A 17,365-nucleotide genomic window follows, 5' to 3' on the forward strand; every position below is an offset into this window, starting at 1 on the left:
TCCCGCGGGTCGGACCGAGGCGGCGGAGTGTGATCCGGAGCACAGGTTTTGGCCTAGCCAATAGGACACCTGGCCCTTTGTCAACCACCCTGGGTACGATGGCCCTGGACTCCGCGCGACGAGGACGCCGCGCGGACGACGACCAACGACGACCCGGGCGGCCCGCCCGGCGCAGAGCGATCGGGGAGGCCGGCGGTGGCAGTGGCCCGGGGGCTGGACCGCGTGGAGCGGCCGCGGCTGTACGAGCAGGTGGTGGAGCGGCTGCTGGACCACGTCATCGAGCATCGGATGCGGCCCGGCGACCGGCTGCCGCCGGAGCGAGACCTCGCCGAGCGGCTCGGCGTGTCCCGCGCCACGGTGGCGCAGGCGCTCGTGGCTCTCGAGGTGCTGGGCGTGATCGACGTGCAGCACGGCAACGGCGCCGTCCTGCTCTACCGGCCCAGCAGCGCCGCCGTCCTGCGGGGCCTGCGGGAGCACGCCGACCGGCTGCCGGACATCGTCGACGCGCGCAGCGCCGTGGAGACCAAGCTCGCCGAGCTCGCGTCCACCCGCCGGACCCCCGAGGACCTGGCCGCCGTCGAGCACGCGCTCGAGGTCATGGCCGAGGACATCGCCCGGGGCGGGCGCGGGCTCGAGGGGGACGAGCTCTTCCACGCCGCCGTCACCGCGGCCGCCCACTCGGCCGTGCTGGCCCGCCTCATGGCGCAGATCTCCGACCTGGTGCGGGAGACCCGCATCGAGTCGCTCAGCCAGGAGGGGCGCCCGGAGCGCTCCCTCGAGTCCCACCGCGCCATCGCCGGCGCCATCCGCGAGCAGAAGCCGGAGGAGGCGGCGCGGGCGATGGTCGAGCACATCCGGCTGGTCTCCGACGTCGCGGCGCTCCGGCCCGAGTGACGAGCCGAGCGAGGGCCCGCGTCGGTCGTCGGCCGGACCTGCCGATAAGCTGGCGCACATGACCACCGACCTCGCCGTCATCGCGTTCGCCCAGAATCCGGACCCGGAGGCCCGTGAGCGCATCCTCTCCCTCGTGCAGGACGCCGGCGCCGAGGTCGAGCGCTTCTCCAGCGTGCGGGTGACCGGACCCGGTTCGGCCGGCCCGGACTCGGAGGTCCCCGGCTACAACGCCTTCACCGCGCTCGTGCACGGCTCCGACGCGACCGCCCTGCTCGCGGCCCTGCGGCCGGACCCCCTGGTGCAGATGCTGCCCGGCGTGGACGTCAACGTGGTGCCGTCCACCCTGTTCGACCCGGAGCGCAAGAAGCTGCTCATCATGGACGTCGACTCCACGCTCATCCAGCAGGAGGTCGTGGACATGCTCGCGGCCCACGCGGGACGCGAGGACGAGGTCGCCGCCGTGACCGAGGCGGCCATGCGCGGGGAGCTGGACTTCGCCCAGTCCCTGCACGCGCGGGTCGAGTCCCTCGCGGGGCTGCCCGCGTCCGTGCTCGACGAGGTCCGCGCCGCGGTGCGGCTCTCCCCCGGCGCGGACGTGCTCATCAAGGCCTTCCTGCGGGAGGGGCACGCCGTGGCCGCGGTCTCCGGGGGCTTCCTGGGCATCCTCACGCCGCTCGCCGAGCAGCTGCGGCTCACCCGGCACGCCGCCAACACCCTCGAGGTCGTCGACGGCAGGCTCACCGGCAAGGTGCTCGGCGAGGTCGTGGACAGCGCCGTCAAGGAACGGTGCCTGCGGACCTGGGCCGAGGAGCTGGGCGTCGCCTCCGAGGACGTCATCGCCGTGGGCGACGGCGCCAACGACATCGACATGCTGACCGCCGCCGGGCTCGGCGTGGCCTTCAACGCCAAGCCCGCCCCGCGTGCGGCCGCCGACGCCCAGGTCAACCTGCCGAACCTGGACGCGGTCCGCTTCTTCGCCGACCTCTGACCCCGTGCGCCCCCGCCGGGGTCGCCGCCCCGGACGGACGCCCCGATGGACGCCCCGCGTCGTAGAGTGGGGTGCACCACGCGCAGTGGTCGTGCAGGAGACCACCCCGGCCACGAGGAGAGACAGTGACGGCACCCGGTGCGCCCCGGCAGCGCCCCGGCTTCCTGGCCCGGATGATGCTGCTCCAGCTGGGCGTCGTCGCCGTGGTCGTCGCGGCCACCGGGGCCATCTTCGGCTGGCTCACCTACGAGGACCTGGGCCGTGACGCCGAGCAGCAGGCCCTGTCCATCGCCCGGTCCATGGCGGCCGACGAGGACGTCCGGAAGCACGTCGCCGCCCTCTCGGACGCGGGTCCGGGCGAGCTGACCGCGGCCGGCCTGTCGGCCGGCCCCCTCCAGGACACCGCGGAGGACGTGCGGCGCCGCACGGCTGCGCTCTTCGTGGTCATCTACGACGACGAGGGCATCCGGCTCTCCCACCCGAACCCGGCCCAGCTGGGGCAACGGGTCAGCACGGACCCGGCCGAGGCCCTGGCCGGGCTGGAGGTCACCAGCCAGGAGCGCGGCACGCTCGGGCACTCCGCCCGGGCGAAGGTACCGGTCTACGCCCCCGGCTCGGACACGGAGGTGGTCGGAGGGGTCAACGTGGGGTTCTCCCGGGAGGACGTCCTGGCCCGCCTGCGCAAGGCGATCACCCCTGTCGTCCTCACCACCCTCGGTGCGCTCGCCCTGGCCGCGGTGGCCTCCGCCGGCCTCGCCCGACGGCTCAAGCGCCTCACCCTGGGACTCGAGCCGGAGGAGATCGCCACGCTGGCGCAGGACCAGGAGGCGGTGCTGCGCGGGGTCGACGAAGGCGTCGTGGGCGTCTCCGTGCAGGAGCGGATCACCGTGTGCAACCGCGAGGCGGGGCGCCTGCTGGGGATCGAGGACCCGGAACGGCTGGTGGGCGAGCGCCTGGGAGACACCGGTCTGCCGGCCTCCTTCGCTGCGCTGCTGGCCGCGGCCACCCCGGAGTCCCCGGCGATCGAACAGGTCATCGGCCCACGCGTGCTGATCCTCTCCGCCCGGGCGGTGCGCCCCACCCGGGCGCCGCAACGACGCCTGCGAGGACCCCGGCGAGCGGCACCCGAGCCCGGCACGGACGCACCCGAGCTGGGCTGGGTGGTGCTGATCAGGGACCGCACCGAGCTGCAGTCCCTGACCCGGCAGCTCGACGCTGTCGGCGCCCTCAGCACCGCCCTGCGCGCCCAGCGCCACGAGTTCGCCAACCGCCTGCACACCATCTCGGGGCTGCTCGCCATCGGCGACGCCGAGGAGGCCCGCCGGTACGTGGCAGAGGTGACCGAGACCGGGCCCCTGAGCTACCCGGCCGAACGCGCCGAACTGCTGCGGGACCCCTACCTGCAGGCCTTCCTGGGGGCCAAGAGCGTCGAGGCCGCCGAGCGCGGCGTGAGCCTGCGCATCGGCGCGGACACCCTGGTCCGCGGCCGGATCACGGACCCCCAGGACGTCACCACTGTGATCGGAAGCCTCGTGGACAACGCCGTCCGCGCCGCCGTCCAGGGCGCGGCGGAGGAGCACTGGGTCGAGGTCGAGCTGCTCGACGACTGGACCGGCGGGGAGGGCACCCTGCACCTCGTCGTGGCCGACTCCGGCGACGGGCTCCCGGTGGAGGACCCCGAGCCGATCTTCGCCCAGGGCTGGTCCACCGCCGTCCCGTCCGGTGCCGCCCCGTCCGTCGCGTCCGGGACGAGCGGCGGAACGGCGTTCGACGCGCTGCCCGACGTCCACGGCCAGGGCTTCGGGCTGTCCCTCAGCCGTGAACTGGCCCGTCGGCGCGGTGGGGACGTCTGGGTGGCGGATCCCGGGCGCCCCGGCGGACCGGGAGCCGTCTTCTGCGCGCGCCTGCCCGGTACCGTGGTCCGCGACCCCGGGGCCGACGTCCGCGGGGAACGGTCCGCCGGCAGATCAGGAGGTGCAGGATGAGCGACGACCTGGTGGTCCTCGTGGTCGACGACGACTTCCACGTGGGACGGCTGCACGCGGGCTTCGTGAACGCCGTGCCGGGCTTCACGGCGCTGACCCCCGTGGGCACCGCCGAGCAGGCGATGCGCACCGTCCACGCCCACCAGCCCGACCTCGTGCTGCTGGACGTCTATCTGCCCGACGCGCTCGGCCTGGACCTGCTGCGGGCCCTGGACGTCGACGTCATCATGCTCACCGCGGCGGCCGACCCGGCCTCCGTGCGGACCGCCGTCCGCCGCGGCGCCCTCGCCTACCTCATCAAACCGTTCCCGAACGAGCGGCTGGCGCGCACCCTGCGGGCCTACGCCCGGTACCGCCGGCTGCTCACCGACCGGGACGGGCTGACGCAGGAGACCGTGGACCGCGCCCTGCACGCCCTGCACCCGGGCGAGACCGCCTCCCCCGGCGAGCGCACCCGGTCCGCGACGGAGGCCTCGGTCCTCGCGGCCCTGGAGGCCGGGACACCGCTCTCGGCCGCGGAGATCGCCCGCAAGGTCGGCATCTCCCGGGCCACGGCCCAGCGCTACCTCTCCGCGCTGGCGGAGGACGGGTCGGTCGATATCCAGCTCCGCTACGGGAGCACCGGCCGCCCGGAGCACCGCTACGGGCCCGCGGCCTCCTGATCCTCGGTTCATGCTCAGGGCCGGTCCCTAGACTGCTCGCCATGGCGAGCAGAGTGCGACCGGAACCACAGGACCACTGCCTCTCCTGGCCGGACGAGATCTGCGGCGACCCGGTGGCGGAGCGGGCGCGGCTGTTCGCGCTGAACCTGCGGGCGGCGGTAGGATCCCGGCCCCTGCGGGAGGTCGGGGCGCTCACCGGTGTCGACCACACCGCGCTGTCCCGGATCCTGGACGGACACGTCTGGCCGGACGGGTACACGATCGCCCGCCTGGAGGTCCGGCTGGGGACCAGCCTGTGGCCTCCGTTCGAGGAGTGACCCGCACGAGCGCGGTCGCCGCGCCCCCGGCCGGTACGGTCGGGGCAGGTCAGGGTCAGGTCAGGGCCAGCCAGAAGGTGTCGCGCTCCTGGTCGTGGCGCAGCAGGGTCTCCAGCGGCCCGTCGTAGGCGTCCAGCGCGCGGCTCACGAGCTCGCGCACGTCCCGCGCGGCGACGGTGACGGTGCCGCCGAGCTCGTCGTCGGCCGTCTCGCGCACCACCACGACCCGGCCCGGATCGCCCCAGACGTACTCGCCGTCGGCGTCGCGCAGGGCGTCGACGAAGAACTCCTCGTCGCCGTCGCGGGTGAGCACGTCCAGGCGTGCCGCGTCGGGGTGCCGGCGGGTCAGCTCGGCGGCCACCAGGCGCAGCAGCTTCCGGGCGTAGCTGCGCCGGGCACGGTCGAGCGCTTCCTCGGCGGCCTGCAGCTCGTGGGCGGGGGTCGGGGCGGTGGTGGTCATCGACGAAAAGCATATGTGTGTGCATGCGCTGGTGTCGGGTGCCGCCCCGTGTCGCGGTCGGGCCCTCCCCCGAGGGGTGCCGCGCGGAGCGGACCGCGGCGCCGGGCGGCCGGGCCACCGGCATCGACGACGGCACCCGGAACAGCGGCGCACGGTCCGGCGGCACGGGGAACAGCCGCATCGGGAACACCAGCGGCATCGGGCACAACAGCGGCATCGGGCACAATGACGCCATGATCGACGCCCATCTGCACGTGGTCGACCCCCGGTTCCCGCTGGTGCCGAACCAGGGGTACGTGCCGCCCAGCTTCACGGTCGGGGACTACCGGCGGCGGGTCCGCGGGCTGGGCGTGGTGGGCGGGGCGGTGGTGAGCGGCTCCTTCCAGGGCCACGACCAGAGCTACCTGCGTGCGGCGCTGGCGGAGCTCGGCCCGGGCTTCGTCGGCGTGACCCAGCTGCCGCCCGCGGTCGCGGACGAGCAGGTGCGCGAGCTGCACGCGGCGGGGGTGCGGGCGGTGCGCTTCAACCTCCGCCGCGGCGCGGACGCGGACCCCGCCGGCATCGAGCGGCTGGCCCGGCGGGTGCACGACCTCGCCGGGTGGCACGCCGAGTTCTACCTGGACGCCGCCGCGCTGGAGCACCTCGCCCCCGTGCTGCGGCGGCTGCCGCGGGCCGGCGTCGACCACCTCGGCATGAGCGCGGCGGGGCTGCCGCGGCTGCTCGAGCTCGTCGGGCTCGGCGTGAAGGTCAAGGCGACGGGCTTCGGCCGCGTCGACCTCGACGTGCCGGACGCGCTGCGCCGGATCCACGCCGTGGACCCGACCGCGCTGCTGTTCGGCACCGACCTGCCGAGCACCCGGGCGGAGCGCCCGTTCCGGGACGCCGACGTCGCTCTGGTCGTCGAGACCCTGGGCACCGACGCCGCGGCGGCCGTGCTGCACGACAGCGCCGCGGCCTGGTACGGGCTGCCGCGCCCGGCCCCCGCGCGCTGAGGGCTCGGCCCCCGCCCGGCTCCGGGACCTCGACGGGCGTCAGCGGGACGCCGTCGGGACGATGTTGTGGTTGCCGCGGAACATGTTCTCCGGATCGAAGCGGTTCTTCAGCTCGACCAGCCGCTCGTGCTTGGCGCGCCCGTAGGCCTGCCGCGCCGCCGCCACCGGGTCGCCGCCGGTCTCCGCCCCCAGGAAGTTGACGTACTGGCCCGGCTCGGCGAAGGGCTCCAGGGCGGCGTGCACCGCCCGGGCGTACGCCGTGAGCCGGGCGTCGTCGGCCGGGTCGCGCCAGAAGCCGAAGATGTTCAGCCAGAACCTCGCGGAGCGGCTCGGCCACGCCGTGGCGTCCTCGGGCACCCGGCCGAAGGCGCCCCGCAGACAGTGCAGGTTGATGCCGCTGCCCACCCAGGTGATCTCGGAGGCCGCGGCCACGAGCGCGGAGACGACCTCCTCGTCCAGGCGGCTGAACGCCACGTTCTTCCAGTAGCCGCGGGAGCCGGTCGGGAAGACCGGGTCCTTCGCGGTCTGCCACACGGTCCACGGCACCGGTCCCACGGTCTCGAGGTCGGGTGGCGCCGCCGCGCGCAGCCGGTCGACGAGCTCGAGCCCGGCCCCGTGCCGCGGCGAGGCCCAGGCGAGGCCGACGGTCATGAGCACCTCCGGCCCGAGCCCGTACTCCGGCGGGAGGACCACGAAGGACACGATGGTGTTCATCTCGTCCGGGAGTTCCCGCGTCCAGACCTCGAAGGCCGCCAGCGCGTGCTCCCACCGCGGGCGGCGGTAGACGAGGCCGCCCACGAGCACGGGCGATGCCAGCGGGTGGGCCCGGTACCGGAAGGAGGTGACCACGCCGAAGTTCCCGCCCCCGCCGTGCAGTCCCCGGAAGAGCTCGGGGTGCTCGGTCCCGTCGACGTGCAGGTGCTCTCCCGCGGCGGTCACGACCTCCGCGGAGACCAGGTTGTCGATGGTCAGGCCGTGGGTGCGGGTCAGCCAGCCGATGCCCCCGCCGAGGGTGAGCCTGGCGACGCCGGTGCCGCCGACCACCCCGAGCGGAACGGCGAGGCCGTGCGGGGCCGTCGCCCGGTCCACGTGGGCGAGGGTGGCCCCCGGCTGGGCGGTCACGAGGCGCGCCGCTGGGTCGACGACGACTCCGGTGAGACCGCCGAGGTCCAGGACGAGGCCGTCCGCGACCGTGCTGTGCCCGGCGATGTTGTGGCCGCCGCCGCTCACGGCCAGCGGCAGGCCGGTGCGCCGGGCGGTCGCCAGGACGAGGTCGACGTCGGCCACGGACCCGGCCCGGACGAGGGCTCGGGGACGGACGTCGACCATGCCGTTCCAGACCCGGCGTGCGTCGTCGTAGTCGGGGTCGTGCGGGCCGATGAGGGCGCCGGTGAGGAGCCCCGCGAGGTCCCGGAGGGCCCGATCGGTCGCGCGGTCAGCGGTGACCGGACGGTGGGTGCTCATGGCGAGGTCCTGCGACGAGGGTCGCTCGGGCCCCGGTGGAGCGGCGGAGCGGCCGCCGAGGGCGTGGCAGGAAATGTAGTCCTGGGCCACGGCCCGACAACGGCGGGCGGCTACTCCGGCCACACCTGCCGGTCCGGGCCCTGCAGGACGTAGCGCAGCTCCACGGCGCCGCCCTCGAAGTGCGTGGTCCGCTGGAGCCGCAGGTCGCGCGCCGCCGCGGTCGGGAGGACGGGATGCCCTCCGCCCAGGACGATCGGCATGTAGGTCAGCCACAGCTCGTCGAGCAGACCGGCGTCCGCGAACTGGGCCGCGAGCTGCCCGCCGCCCACCACCCACAGGTTCCGCCCGCCCGCGGACGCCACCAGGGCGTCGGCGTGCAGGGTGACGGAACCGCTGACGAACTGCAGGTTCGCCCCCTCCGGCCGCGGCAGCTCGCGGTGGGTGAACACCCACACCGGCAGGTCGCCGTACGCCCAGCCCCCCTGGTCGAGGACGAACTCGTAGGTGCTCGCCCCCATCGCGAGCGCCCCGACGTCGGCCAGGAAGGCGTCGTAGTGCTCCTGGTAGGCCTCGAAGCCGTACTGCAGCAACCAGTCGAGGTGGTTCTCCCGGTCGGCGATGTACCCGTCGGCGCTGGCCGCCACGTAGTACTGCGTTCTGCTCATGCGCACCAGGTTACGCACCCCGCCGGCGGCTTCCCAGGGCTGCTTCCCCCGCGCCGCCGACGGCGTCATGATGGGGGCATCGACCGATCGACGCGGAGGCCCCACCATGCCCATGCTGCTCAATCCCTACTTCTCGTTCCGGGACACGGCCGAGGAGGCGATGACGTTCTACCGTTCCGTGTTCGGCGGGGAGCTGTCGATCAGCCGCTTCAGCGAGTACGGGGCCAGCGACGACCCCGCGGAGCAGGACAAGGTCATGCACGCGATGCTCACCACCGGCACCGGCATGGTCCTGATGGCGTCCGACACCCCGAACAGCATGGACCTGACCGTCGGGGACAACATCTCCGTCTCCGTGAGCGGCGACGACGAGACCGTGATGCGCGGCTGGTGGGAGGCACTGGGTGCGGGCGGGGCCGTCACGATGCCGCTCGAGGAGGCGCCCTGGGGCGGCCTGTTCGGGATGTGCACCGACCGGTTCGGCATCCACTGGATGTTCAGCGTCGGCGACGCCGGCTCCTGATGCGCCCCGCGCCACCTGACCCGAGAAGGAGCGTCCCATGAGAATCACCCACACCAGCGTCTTCGTCGACGACCAGCAGCAGGCCCTGCTGTTCTACACCGGCAAGCTCGGCTTCATGGTCAAGCACGACGTCCCCGCCGGCGGCGCCCGCTGGCTCACCGTGGTCTCGCCCCAGGCGCCCGAGGGCGTCGAGCTGGTGCTCGAGCCCTCCGAGCACCCCGCCGTGGGACCGTTCAAGGCCGCACTCGTCGCCGACGGCATCCCGTTCACGAGCTTCGGGGTCAAGGACGTGCGCGCGGAGTACGAACGGCTCCGCGAGCGCGGGGTGCACTTCGTCCAGGAGCCCACGGATTCGGGCCCGTACACCACCGCGGTGCTCGACGACACCTGCGGCAACCTCATCCAGATCGCGAGCCCGAACCCGGCGTGAGTCCCACCGGGCCGGGGCCGATCCCGGGACCCGGGTGAGGCCCGCCCGGGCGGGTCAGTCCCGGGCCCGGAGCTGCTCGGCGAGGGGCCGGTAGTGCCCGGACATCGCGGGGTGGTAGTCCCGGGCGAAGTCGACGGCGTCCGGCTCCCCACCGGTCTCGGCGGCGACGAGCCGGTCCAGGTAGTACTCCCAGCCGGGCCCGACCGACTCCACCTCGTCGGGGTCCGGGTACCGGTGGGTGAGCTGCAGGAGGGTCGTGCCGTCCTCGTCCAGGAGGTCGAGGTCCACGCGCCAGGCGTCGGCCGCCGTGCCCAGGGTGAGCGCCAGGTGCCGCGGCGGGTCGCACCGGCGGATCAGCAGGGGCTCGGGCTGGTCCCAGTCCTCGGCGGTCATCAGGACCTCGACGCGCCCGGAGGCCGGGTCCCCGCTCCACGTCCCGTACCACCGGGCGAGCCGGCCGGCGTCCGTGACCGCGGACCAGACCTCCTCGACCGGGGCGCGGAACGTGCGCGTGAGGACGAGGTGACCGCCGGGGTCGAGGCGTCCGGTGGGCTGTGGGGTCATGGTGGCTCCTCGCTCGGCTCCGCACCGCGCGGAGGTGCTCCTGGTCGAGGCGCGGACGGCCTCGCGCCGTGGAGTCCATGATGTGCCCCGCCGCGGGCGGACGGCGTCACATTGCGGCCGGTTTCGCGCCGCCGGCAGCGGCTCCGCCCCGTGGGGCTCCGGCACGCGCCCGCACCCCGCCGTCCCGGTCCTCCTCGAGCACCGCGGCGTCGGCGAACCCGTGGGCGGCCACGGCTCGGCGCACCCGCTCCAGGAGGGCGGCCCGGCGGTCCGGGCGCGGACCGGGTCCGTACGCGACGAGCAGCGTGCCCCCCGGGACCAGCACCTGCCGCAGCACGGACAGCTCGGGCTCCGCGGAGGTCGTCCAGAAGACGTTGACGTCCACGCCGAACGCGACGTCGAAGGACCCGGCGGGAGCGTCGAGGTCGGCGAGCGCGACGCGCCGGACCGTCAGCACCCCGGCGTCCACGGCCGTGCGGTTGCGGTCCGCGGCACGCGCCACGGCCGTGGCCGAGCGGTCGATCGCCAGCACCGACCCGCCGGAGAGCCGGCCGAGGACGAGCTGCGCCGCCGCGCCGCCACCGCAGCCGAACTCGAGCACCCGGGACGCCGGGCGGAGGCCGAGCTGCTCCACCGCCCACCGGTGGCGCTCGGCGACGGTCCGTGCGCCCATGGCCCGGTCCTTCCCGTGGTGGTCCCCTCCATCGTCCGTCTCCCGCGGGCCCGCCGCCACCCCCGGCAGGAACGGCGGCACGGACGAGAGTGGGGCGGTCACCCGGAAGGTGACCGCCCCGCTCTCGTCGTCGGGAGCCGTGGGCCTACCTGCGCCCGGCCTTCGCCAGGAAGTCGTCGGCGCCGCCGACGAGCTCGACGTGCCCGGTGGGGACGTCCGCTGTGACCATCCGGGCGATCTCCTCGGCGAACTCCTGCACGGAGTAGAGCTTGCCGGCGGCCTCGCGGCGCTCCTCGAGCGCCCCCGGGCGGGCCCGGTTCAGCAGGGTCGCGGTCACGGTGCCCTCGATCATGTCGCCGGAGACCACCACGAACGTGATGCCCTTCTCGGTCAGCTCCGGGATGCGTGCGGTGAGGGCGTCCTCACCGGCGCGCTTGGACTTCGCGACCTCCACGTACTCCGGCATGGTCTCGACGTCGTTGATGAAGTGCGCCTGGTGGCTGGTCACGAAGACCACGCGCCCGCCCTCGGGCAGGTGCTCGAGCGCCGCGGTGAGGGTGTCGTTCTGCGCGTCCCGGTTGAGCTTGAGCGCGTAGTCCTCGCCGAGGTCCGTCTCCATGCCGCCGGAGGCATTGAGCACGAGCACGTCCACCCCGCCGAAGGCCTCCACGGCGCGGGCGAACAGGCCGCGGACGTCCTCGGGCTCGGTCATGTCGGCCTGGACGGCGATGGCCTGGCCGCCGGCCGCCTCGATCTCCTTGACGACCTTGTTGGCGCGGGGCGCCTTCTGCCGGTAGTTGACGACGACGTTGGCGCCCTCCCCGGCCAGCAGCTTGGCGGTGTCGGCGCCGACGCCGCGCGAGGACCCGGTGACGACCGCGGTCTTGCCTGCAAGTGAACTCATGGTGCTCCTTCGGTGGAACGTGCGGGGATCGTGGGGCGGCAGGGCTCAGTGGCCCATGCCGAGGCCGCCGTCCACGGGGATGACGGCGCCGGAGATGTACTTCGCCTCGTCGGAGGCGATCCAGCGCACGACGGCGGCGACCTCCTCCGGCTCGGCGAACCGGCCGGCCGGGATGGAGGCGAGGTAGTTCTTCTGGGTGTCCTCGGGCAGCGCCGCGGTCATCTCCGTGTTGATGAACCCGGGGGCCACGACGTTGGCGGTCACGTTGCGCCCGCCCAGCTCACGGGTGATGGAACGGGCGATGCCGACCAGGCCGGCCTTGGACGCGGCGTAGTTGACCTGCCCGGGCGAGCCGTAGAGCCCGACCACGGAGGAGATCAGGACCACGCGCCCGCGCTTGAGGCGCATGAACCCCTTGGCGGCGCGCTGCACCACGCGGAAAGCGCCGGTGAGGTTGGTGTCCACGACGTCCTGGAAGTCCTGCTCCTTCATCCGCAGCAGCAGGGTGTCCCGGGTGATCCCGGCGTTGGCCACGACCACCTCGACCGGACCGAACTCGGCCTCGACAGCCTTGTACGCGGCGTCGATCGAGGCGGAGTCGGTGACGTCGGCCTGCACCGCGAAGAAGCCCTCGGGCGCCTCGCCGGAGCGATAGGTGACGGCCACGTTGTCCCCGGCGTCCTGGAACGCCTGCGCGATGGACCGCCCGATCCCGCGGTTGCCACCGGTCACGAGGACGGTGCGGGGGGCCGGGCTGCGCTGCTCGTCTGCCATGGGAAGGAGGCCTTTCGGTCGTGGGTCGCGGGCCGCGACAGGAAGTGGGTGCGGGCCCGCGGAGAAATCCCCCCAATGGTACCGGTCGGGGCGGGCGACCGGCCGGTAGCCCGCGGAGACCGCCTTCTCGATGTCAGACCCCGGTGAGACAATTGACCGTCTGTTGGGAGGACCATGACCAAGCGCTATCTCACGACCGGCGAGACCGCCGGACAGGACGACGTCCACTCCATCACCGCCACCGCGGAGCCGCACACCCAGGACATGGGCCACCGGATGAAGGTCTACAGCATCCAGATGGGCCTGCGCATCGTGTGCCTCGTCGTGTTCGTCGCGGTCGACAACATCTGGGTCCGGAGCGTCGCGATCCTGGGCGTGGCCGTCCTGCCGTGGATGGCGGTGCTGCTGGCCAACAGCAACGACCGCTCCACCCGGACGAGCCACTACTACGAGCCGCCCGCCGCGCCGGCGCTGGCCGCCGCGCCCGAGCCGGCGCCGAAGGCCGCACCACCGGCGATCGGTTTCGTGCTCGAGGGCGAGTTCGTCACCGGCCACGGGGAGGACGGCACCGCTCCGCCGGGCGCCGGAAGCACGGCCGCTCCCAGCGGGGACCCGGCTTCCTCCGCTACTGTCGAGGACGACACCACCCGGCGCCGCGGAGCGGCCTGAGCCCGCCGCGGGCCGTCCCGGGACCCGACCGCAGACCCTGAGGAGCACGACCGCCGTGGAGTTCGACCTGCTCGGATCGCTGTCCCCGCGAGGCGCCGACACTCCCCCGGCCGGGCCCGACACCCCGCAGTGCTCCCGCAAGGGCTGCCGTGCGGACGCCGCGTGGCAGATCCGCTGGAACAACCCGCGCATCCACGCGCCGGAGCGGCGCAAGACGTGGCTCGCGTGTCCGGAGCACCGCGGCGACCTCGAGCAGTTCCTCGGCGCGCGCGGCTTCTGGAAGGAGACCGTCCCGCTGGCCGACGCCGGTCCGGCGCAGGAGGACCGGGGATGAGCGCCTACCGTTTCCTGCTCAGCGGCAAGTGGCTCGGCTTCTTCCTCCTGGCCTGCGCCGCCGCCGTGGTCTCGGTGCACCTGGGCGGCTGGCAGATGGACCGCAACGACCACCTCGTCGGCGAGAACGCCAAGATCACGCAGAACTACCGCGCCGAGCCCCTGACCGGTGCGCAGGCCGCCGAGCAGTTCGCCGCCCACGACGAACGCCTCACCTGGCACTCCGTGGAGCTGACCGGCCGCTACCTGCCGGAGGACCAGGTGCTGGTACGCAACCGGCCGCAGGACGGGCGCGTCGGCTACGAGGTCCTCGTCCTGTTCCGCACGCAGGGCGGGGACATCGTGGTCCTCGACCGCGGCTGGATCCCCACCGGGGAGGCCGCCGACGGGATGCCGGACGAGGTGCCCGCCCCGCCCCCCGGCCAGGTGACGGTCACCGCGCGGCTCCAGCCCGGGGAGCCGGCCGTCGACCGCGGCGCCCCCGAGGGGCAGATCGCCTCGATCGACCTCGAGGAGCTGCGCGAGCGCTGGGACCGGCCGATCGGGACGGAGGCCTACGGCGAGGTCTTCGCCGAGGACCCGGCGCCCGCGGTCGCTCCCGCGCCGTCCCCGGAGCCGGAGACCGACTCGGGGCCGCACCTGTCCTACTCGCTGCAGTGGTACGCGTTCGCGGCCCTGTTCTTCGTGGCCTACGGCTACGCGGCCCGCCAGCAGGCGCGCAACGACGCGTGGGACCGCCAGTTCGCCGAGGAGATGGAGCGGCGGCTCGCCAGGTTCTACGACGAGGACGGCAACTACATCGGCGAGGGCGACGAGGAGCTCGTCGTCCGCCAGCTGGAGATGGCCGACGACATGCCCGCCCACCTCAAGTCGCTCATGCGGACCCGGCCGCAGCGACGGCGCTCCCGCCCCACGTGGGAGGACGAGGAGGACGCGATGCTGGACGCCCTGGAGCGCCAGGGCCGGTAGCCCGCCGGCGCTCCTCCAGGGCTGCGGGCCCCGGGCTCAGAGTCCGAGCACCGCAGAGGCGATGAGGAAGTACACGACCAGGCCGGAGGCGTCCACGAACGTGGTGATGAAGGGGTTGGAGAACACGGCGGGGTCGACCTTGAGGGCTCGTGCCGCCAGGGGCATGACGCCGCCCACCGTGGCGGCGAGCACGCACACCGTGAGCAGGGTCAGACCGATCACCGCACCCACCTCCCAGCCGTAGAGGGGGCCCACACCGAGGAGCCCGGCAGCACCCAGTGCGGCGCCCAGCAGCGCACCGACCCGCACCTCGCGGAAGGCGACGCGCCCCACGTCCGGGACCTGCACGTCCCCGAGGGCCAGGGCCCGGGTGACCGTGGTCGCCGCCTGGTTGCCCGTGTTGCCTCCCGTGCCGATCAGGAGCGGGATGAAGACGCTCAGCACCACCATCTGCTCCAGCGTGGCCTCGAACACCTCGAGCACCCGGACGGTGAGCGTCGCGCCGACGGCCAGGACCAGCAGCCACACGACCCGCGAGCGGACGATGGACCGCACGGGCGTCGACAGGTACGGCCGCCGCAGCGGTTCCGCGCCGCCCGAACGGGCCATGTCCTCGGACTCGGCCTCCTCGAGGACGTCCAGGGCGTCGTCGAAGGTGAGGATGCCCACCAGCCGGTCCGTCCCGTCGACCACGGGCAGGGCGAGGAGCTTCTCGTCCGCGCACCGGCGGGCCGCCTCCTCCACCGGTGCGTGCGCCTCCACGGTCACCGCCTCGCGGAGGATGTCCGCGACGGGCGCGGACCCGTCCGTGGCGAGGAGGCGACGGAGCCCCACGACCCCGCACAGGCGCTCCTGCCCGTCCAGGACCGGCAGGGCGTAGACGGTCTCGGCGTCGTCGGTGCGCTCCAGCACCGCCGCCCGGGCCTGGTCCACCGTCATCCGGCCGTCGAGGGCAACGAACTCGGGGCTCATCCTGCGCCCCACACAACCGGTGGGGTAGCCCATGACCAGCCCGGTCGCGTCCCGCTCCTGCGGGGAGAGGTCCACCAGCAGCGCGCGGGCCACGGTCGCCGGCAGCTCGTCGAGGAGCCTGACCCGGTCGTCCGGGTCGAGCTCCGCCACGATCCCGTGGACCTCCTCGGCCCGCAGGGCGGTCAGCAGCTCCCCCTGCAGCGGCGTGTCGAGCCGGACGAAGGCTTGGAAGGCGGTCTCGCGCGGCAGCAGCCGGTACACCACGGCACGCTCGGACGGTGGGAGGCGCTCGAGCAGGTCCACCTGTTCGGGCAGGGCCCACTGCAGGACCCGGTCACGGACCTCCTCGAGGTCGTGCTGGCGCAGTCCCGCGCGGATCCGCTCACGGAGCGAGGTGTCCACGTCATTCCTTCCCGGCCGAGTCGTGTCCGGCCACTGTGGCGCCGGGTCCCTGCCGGCTCCGGCCGCGCCCGCCGGGCGCCCGCCGTCAGGCGAGGGAGATGAGGTCCTGGTACTCCTGGCTCCACAGGTCCTCGGTGCCGTCGGGCAGGATCACCACGCGCTCGGGGTCCAGGGCCTCGACCGCGCCCTCGTCGTGGGAGACGAGCACGACCGCGCCCTCGTAGGTGCGCAGCGCGTTGAGGATCTCCCGGCGGGAGGCCGGGTCCAGGTTGTTGGTCGGCTCGTCGAGCAGCAGCACGTTGGCGGAGGAGGCCACGAGGGTCGCCAGCGCCAGGCGGGTCTTCTCGCCGCCGGAGAGGACCCCGGCCGGCTTGGACACGTCGTCGCCCTGGAACAGGAACGAGCCCAGGACGTTGCGGACCTCCGTGTCGGCGAGGTCGGGGGCGGCGGAGCGCATGTTCTCCAGCACCGTCCGGTCCGGGTCCAGGGTGTCGTGCTCCTGGGCGAAGTAGCCGAGCTTGAGGCCGTGCCCCGGGACCACCTCACCGGTGTCCGGCTGGGCCTCGCCCGCCAGCATCCGCAGCAGCGTGGTCTTGCCGGCGCCGTTGAAGCCGAGGATGACCACCCGTGAGCCCCGGTCGATCGCCAGGTCCACGTCGTTGAAGATCTCCAGCGAGCCGTAGGACTTGGACAGGTCCCGGGCCGTCAGCGGGGTCTTGCCGCAGTCGGCGGGCTTCGGGAAGCGGATGTTCGCGACCTTGTCCGCCTGCCGCTCGCCCTCGAGGCCGTTCATGAGCCGCTCGGCGCGCTTGATCATCTGCTGGGCGGCCACGGCCTTGCTGGCCTTGGCGCGCATCTTGTTGGCCTGGTCCATCAGCGCGGTCGCCTTCTTCTCCGCGTTGGCGTACTCGCGCTTCCGGCGGTGGGCGTCCTGCTCGCGCTGCAGCAGGTAGTTCTTCCAGCCCATGTTGTACAGGTCGATGACGCAGCGGTTGGCGTCCAGGTACAGGACCTTGTTGACCACCATCTCCATCAGCTCGACGTCGTGGCTGATCACCAGCAGCCCGCCCTGGAAGTTCTTCAGGAAGTCCCGCAGCCACACCACGGAGTCGGCGTCCAGGTGGTTCGTGGGCTCGTCGAGGAGCATGATGTCGGCGTCCGAGAACAGGATGCGGGCCAGCTCCACGCGGCGGCGCTGACCGCCGGAGAGGGTGCGCAGCGGCTGGTCGAGGATGCGCTCGGGCAGGTCCAGGTTGGAGGTGATCGTCGCGGCCTCGGACTCCGCGGCGTAGCCGCCGCCGGCGAGGAACTCCGACTCGAGCCGGTCGTAGCCGCGCATGGCCTTGTTGCGCACGGCGTCCTCCTCGGAGGCCATGTCCTGCTCGGCCTGGCGCAGGCGGGCGACGACGCCCGCGAGGTTGCGGGCCGAGAGGATGCGGTCCCGGGCCAGCTGCTCCATGTCCTCGACCTTCGGGTCCTGCGGGAGGTAGCCGATGGCCCCCGTGCGCGTGACCGTCCCGCCCGCGGGCAGGGTCTCCCCCGCGAGGACCTTGGTCATCGTCGTCTTGCCGGCGCCGTTGCGCCCGACCAGGCCGATCTTGTCCCCCCTGTCCACCCGGAAGTTGACCTCGTCCATGAGCAGCCGCGCACCGGCACGCAGTTCGAGGTTCTGGACAGTGATCACGGAGGAGACCTTTCGGAGGGAGTGCGGGGAGGCGTGCGCCC

The 17,365-nt window shown here is 73.7% G+C and carries 20 protein-coding genes; 11 read left to right on the top strand and 9 right to left on the bottom strand.

The window, feature by feature from the left end; all coding sequences use genetic code 11:
• Positions 1-195 precede the first annotated feature (195 nt).
• From ACYVM4_RS06455 to ACYVM4_RS06475, 5 genes are all read left to right on the top strand, one after another.
• Complete coding sequence (locus ACYVM4_RS06455; protein ID WP_460668006.1) at positions 196-894, top strand: FadR/GntR family transcriptional regulator; 699 nt, start codon at positions 196-198, stop codon at positions 892-894.
• Positions 895-952: 58 nt separating this feature from the next.
• A complete protein-coding gene (gene serB / locus ACYVM4_RS06460) occupies positions 953-1,882 on the top strand; it encodes a phosphoserine phosphatase SerB (protein ID WP_368819813.1) in 930 nt (309 codons plus the stop codon).
• A gap of 125 nt (positions 1,883-2,007) precedes the next feature.
• Entirely contained in the window at positions 2,008-3,867 is a 1,860-nt protein-coding gene (locus tag ACYVM4_RS06465; RefSeq protein ID WP_460668007.1) for a sensor histidine kinase, read from the top strand.
• The gene (locus ACYVM4_RS06470) at positions 3,864-4,529 is read left to right on the top strand and encodes a response regulator (RefSeq protein WP_368819815.1); all 666 of its coding nucleotides are present in this window, start codon (positions 3,864-3,866) and stop codon (positions 4,527-4,529) included. Before ACYVM4_RS06465 ends, ACYVM4_RS06470 begins: the two co-directional genes overlap by 4 nt.
• A 41-nt stretch (positions 4,530-4,570) precedes the next feature.
• Positions 4,571-4,846, top strand: coding sequence for a helix-turn-helix domain-containing protein (locus ACYVM4_RS06475; RefSeq protein ID WP_368819816.1), 276 nt, complete (start codon positions 4,571-4,573; stop codon positions 4,844-4,846).
• Between the two features lie 55 nt (positions 4,847-4,901).
• Here ACYVM4_RS06475 and ACYVM4_RS06480 read toward each other — a convergent pair whose 3' ends face one another.
• Positions 4,902-5,306 (bottom strand): hypothetical protein, encoded by a 405-nt coding sequence (locus ACYVM4_RS06480; RefSeq protein ID WP_368819817.1) that lies wholly within the window; start codon positions 5,304-5,306, stop codon positions 4,902-4,904.
• A 38-nt stretch (positions 5,307-5,344) separates the two neighbouring features.
• Here ACYVM4_RS06480 and ACYVM4_RS06485 point away from each other — a divergent pair, with 38 nt between their 5' ends.
• The gene (locus ACYVM4_RS06485) at positions 5,345-6,298 is read left to right on the top strand and encodes an amidohydrolase family protein (RefSeq protein WP_460668008.1); all 954 of its coding nucleotides are present in this window, start codon (positions 5,345-5,347) and stop codon (positions 6,296-6,298) included.
• A 39-nt stretch (positions 6,299-6,337) separates the two neighbouring features.
• Here ACYVM4_RS06485 and ACYVM4_RS06490 read toward each other — a convergent pair whose 3' ends face one another.
• Both ACYVM4_RS06490 and ACYVM4_RS06495 read right to left on the bottom strand, forming a co-directional pair.
• Complete coding sequence (locus ACYVM4_RS06490) at positions 6,338-7,762, bottom strand: FAD-binding oxidoreductase (RefSeq protein ID WP_460668009.1); 1,425 nt, start codon at positions 7,760-7,762, stop codon at positions 6,338-6,340.
• Between the two features lie 110 nt (positions 7,763-7,872).
• Positions 7,873-8,427 carry a dihydrofolate reductase family protein gene (locus tag ACYVM4_RS06495; RefSeq protein WP_368819820.1) on the bottom strand — a complete coding sequence of 185 codons (555 nt, stop codon included), beginning with the start codon at positions 8,425-8,427 and terminating at the stop codon, positions 7,873-7,875.
• 106 nt (positions 8,428-8,533) lie between these two features.
• Here ACYVM4_RS06495 and ACYVM4_RS06500 point away from each other — a divergent pair, with 106 nt between their 5' ends.
• Positions 8,534-8,950: a VOC family protein gene (locus ACYVM4_RS06500; protein ID WP_368819821.1), complete on the top strand. Its 417-nt coding sequence runs from the start codon at positions 8,534-8,536 to the stop codon at positions 8,948-8,950.
• Positions 8,951-8,987: 37 nt separating this feature from the next.
• Entirely contained in the window at positions 8,988-9,380 is a 393-nt protein-coding gene (locus tag ACYVM4_RS06505; protein WP_460668010.1) for a VOC family protein, read from the top strand.
• A gap of 54 nt (positions 9,381-9,434) precedes the next feature.
• Here ACYVM4_RS06505 and ACYVM4_RS06510 read toward each other — a convergent pair whose 3' ends face one another.
• The 4 genes from ACYVM4_RS06510 to ACYVM4_RS06525 all read right to left on the bottom strand — a co-directional run bounded on the left by ACYVM4_RS06510 (position 9,435) and on the right by ACYVM4_RS06525 (position 12,295).
• Complete coding sequence (locus tag ACYVM4_RS06510; protein WP_368819824.1) at positions 9,435-9,944, bottom strand: SRPBCC family protein; 510 nt, start codon at positions 9,942-9,944, stop codon at positions 9,435-9,437.
• Between the two features lie 106 nt (positions 9,945-10,050).
• Entirely contained in the window at positions 10,051-10,617 is a 567-nt protein-coding gene (locus ACYVM4_RS06515) for a class I SAM-dependent methyltransferase (protein WP_460668011.1), read from the bottom strand.
• 145 nt (positions 10,618-10,762) lie between these two features.
• The gene (locus ACYVM4_RS06520) at positions 10,763-11,521 is read right to left on the bottom strand and encodes an SDR family oxidoreductase (protein ID WP_368819826.1); all 759 of its coding nucleotides are present in this window, start codon (positions 11,519-11,521) and stop codon (positions 10,763-10,765) included.
• Between the two features lie 45 nt (positions 11,522-11,566).
• Positions 11,567-12,295, bottom strand: coding sequence for a beta-ketoacyl-ACP reductase (locus ACYVM4_RS06525; protein WP_368819827.1), 729 nt, complete (start codon positions 12,293-12,295; stop codon positions 11,567-11,569).
• Positions 12,296-12,469: 174 nt separating this feature from the next.
• On the opposite strand from ACYVM4_RS06525, the gene ACYVM4_RS06530 reads away from it, so the two are divergent.
• The 3 genes from ACYVM4_RS06530 to ACYVM4_RS06540 are packed head-to-tail and all read left to right on the top strand — an operon-like array spanning position 12,470 to position 14,266.
• On the top strand, positions 12,470-12,964 hold the full coding sequence (locus ACYVM4_RS06530) for a DUF3099 domain-containing protein (RefSeq protein ID WP_460668012.1): 495 nt from the start codon (positions 12,470-12,472) through the stop codon (positions 12,962-12,964).
• Between the two features lie 55 nt (positions 12,965-13,019).
• On the top strand, positions 13,020-13,298 hold the full coding sequence (locus ACYVM4_RS06535) for a hypothetical protein (RefSeq protein WP_368819829.1): 279 nt from the start codon (positions 13,020-13,022) through the stop codon (positions 13,296-13,298).
• On the top strand, positions 13,295-14,266 hold the full coding sequence (locus tag ACYVM4_RS06540; RefSeq protein ID WP_460668013.1) for an SURF1 family cytochrome oxidase biogenesis protein: 972 nt from the start codon (positions 13,295-13,297) through the stop codon (positions 14,264-14,266). The genes ACYVM4_RS06535 and ACYVM4_RS06540 overlap by 4 nt, the downstream gene beginning before the upstream one ends.
• A gap of 36 nt (positions 14,267-14,302) precedes the next feature.
• On the opposite strand, the gene mgtE is transcribed toward ACYVM4_RS06540, so the two are convergent.
• Together mgtE and abc-f are read right to left on the bottom strand one after the other, a co-directional pair.
• Positions 14,303-15,640 (bottom strand): magnesium transporter, encoded by a 1,338-nt coding sequence (gene mgtE / locus ACYVM4_RS06545; protein WP_460668014.1) that lies wholly within the window; start codon positions 15,638-15,640, stop codon positions 14,303-14,305.
• A gap of 85 nt (positions 15,641-15,725) precedes the next feature.
• Complete coding sequence (gene abc-f, locus ACYVM4_RS06550; protein ID WP_368819831.1) at positions 15,726-17,324, bottom strand: ribosomal protection-like ABC-F family protein; 1,599 nt, start codon at positions 17,322-17,324, stop codon at positions 15,726-15,728.
• Positions 17,325-17,365 lie beyond the last annotated feature (41 nt).

Source organism: Kocuria himachalensis, from assembly GCF_054784195.1.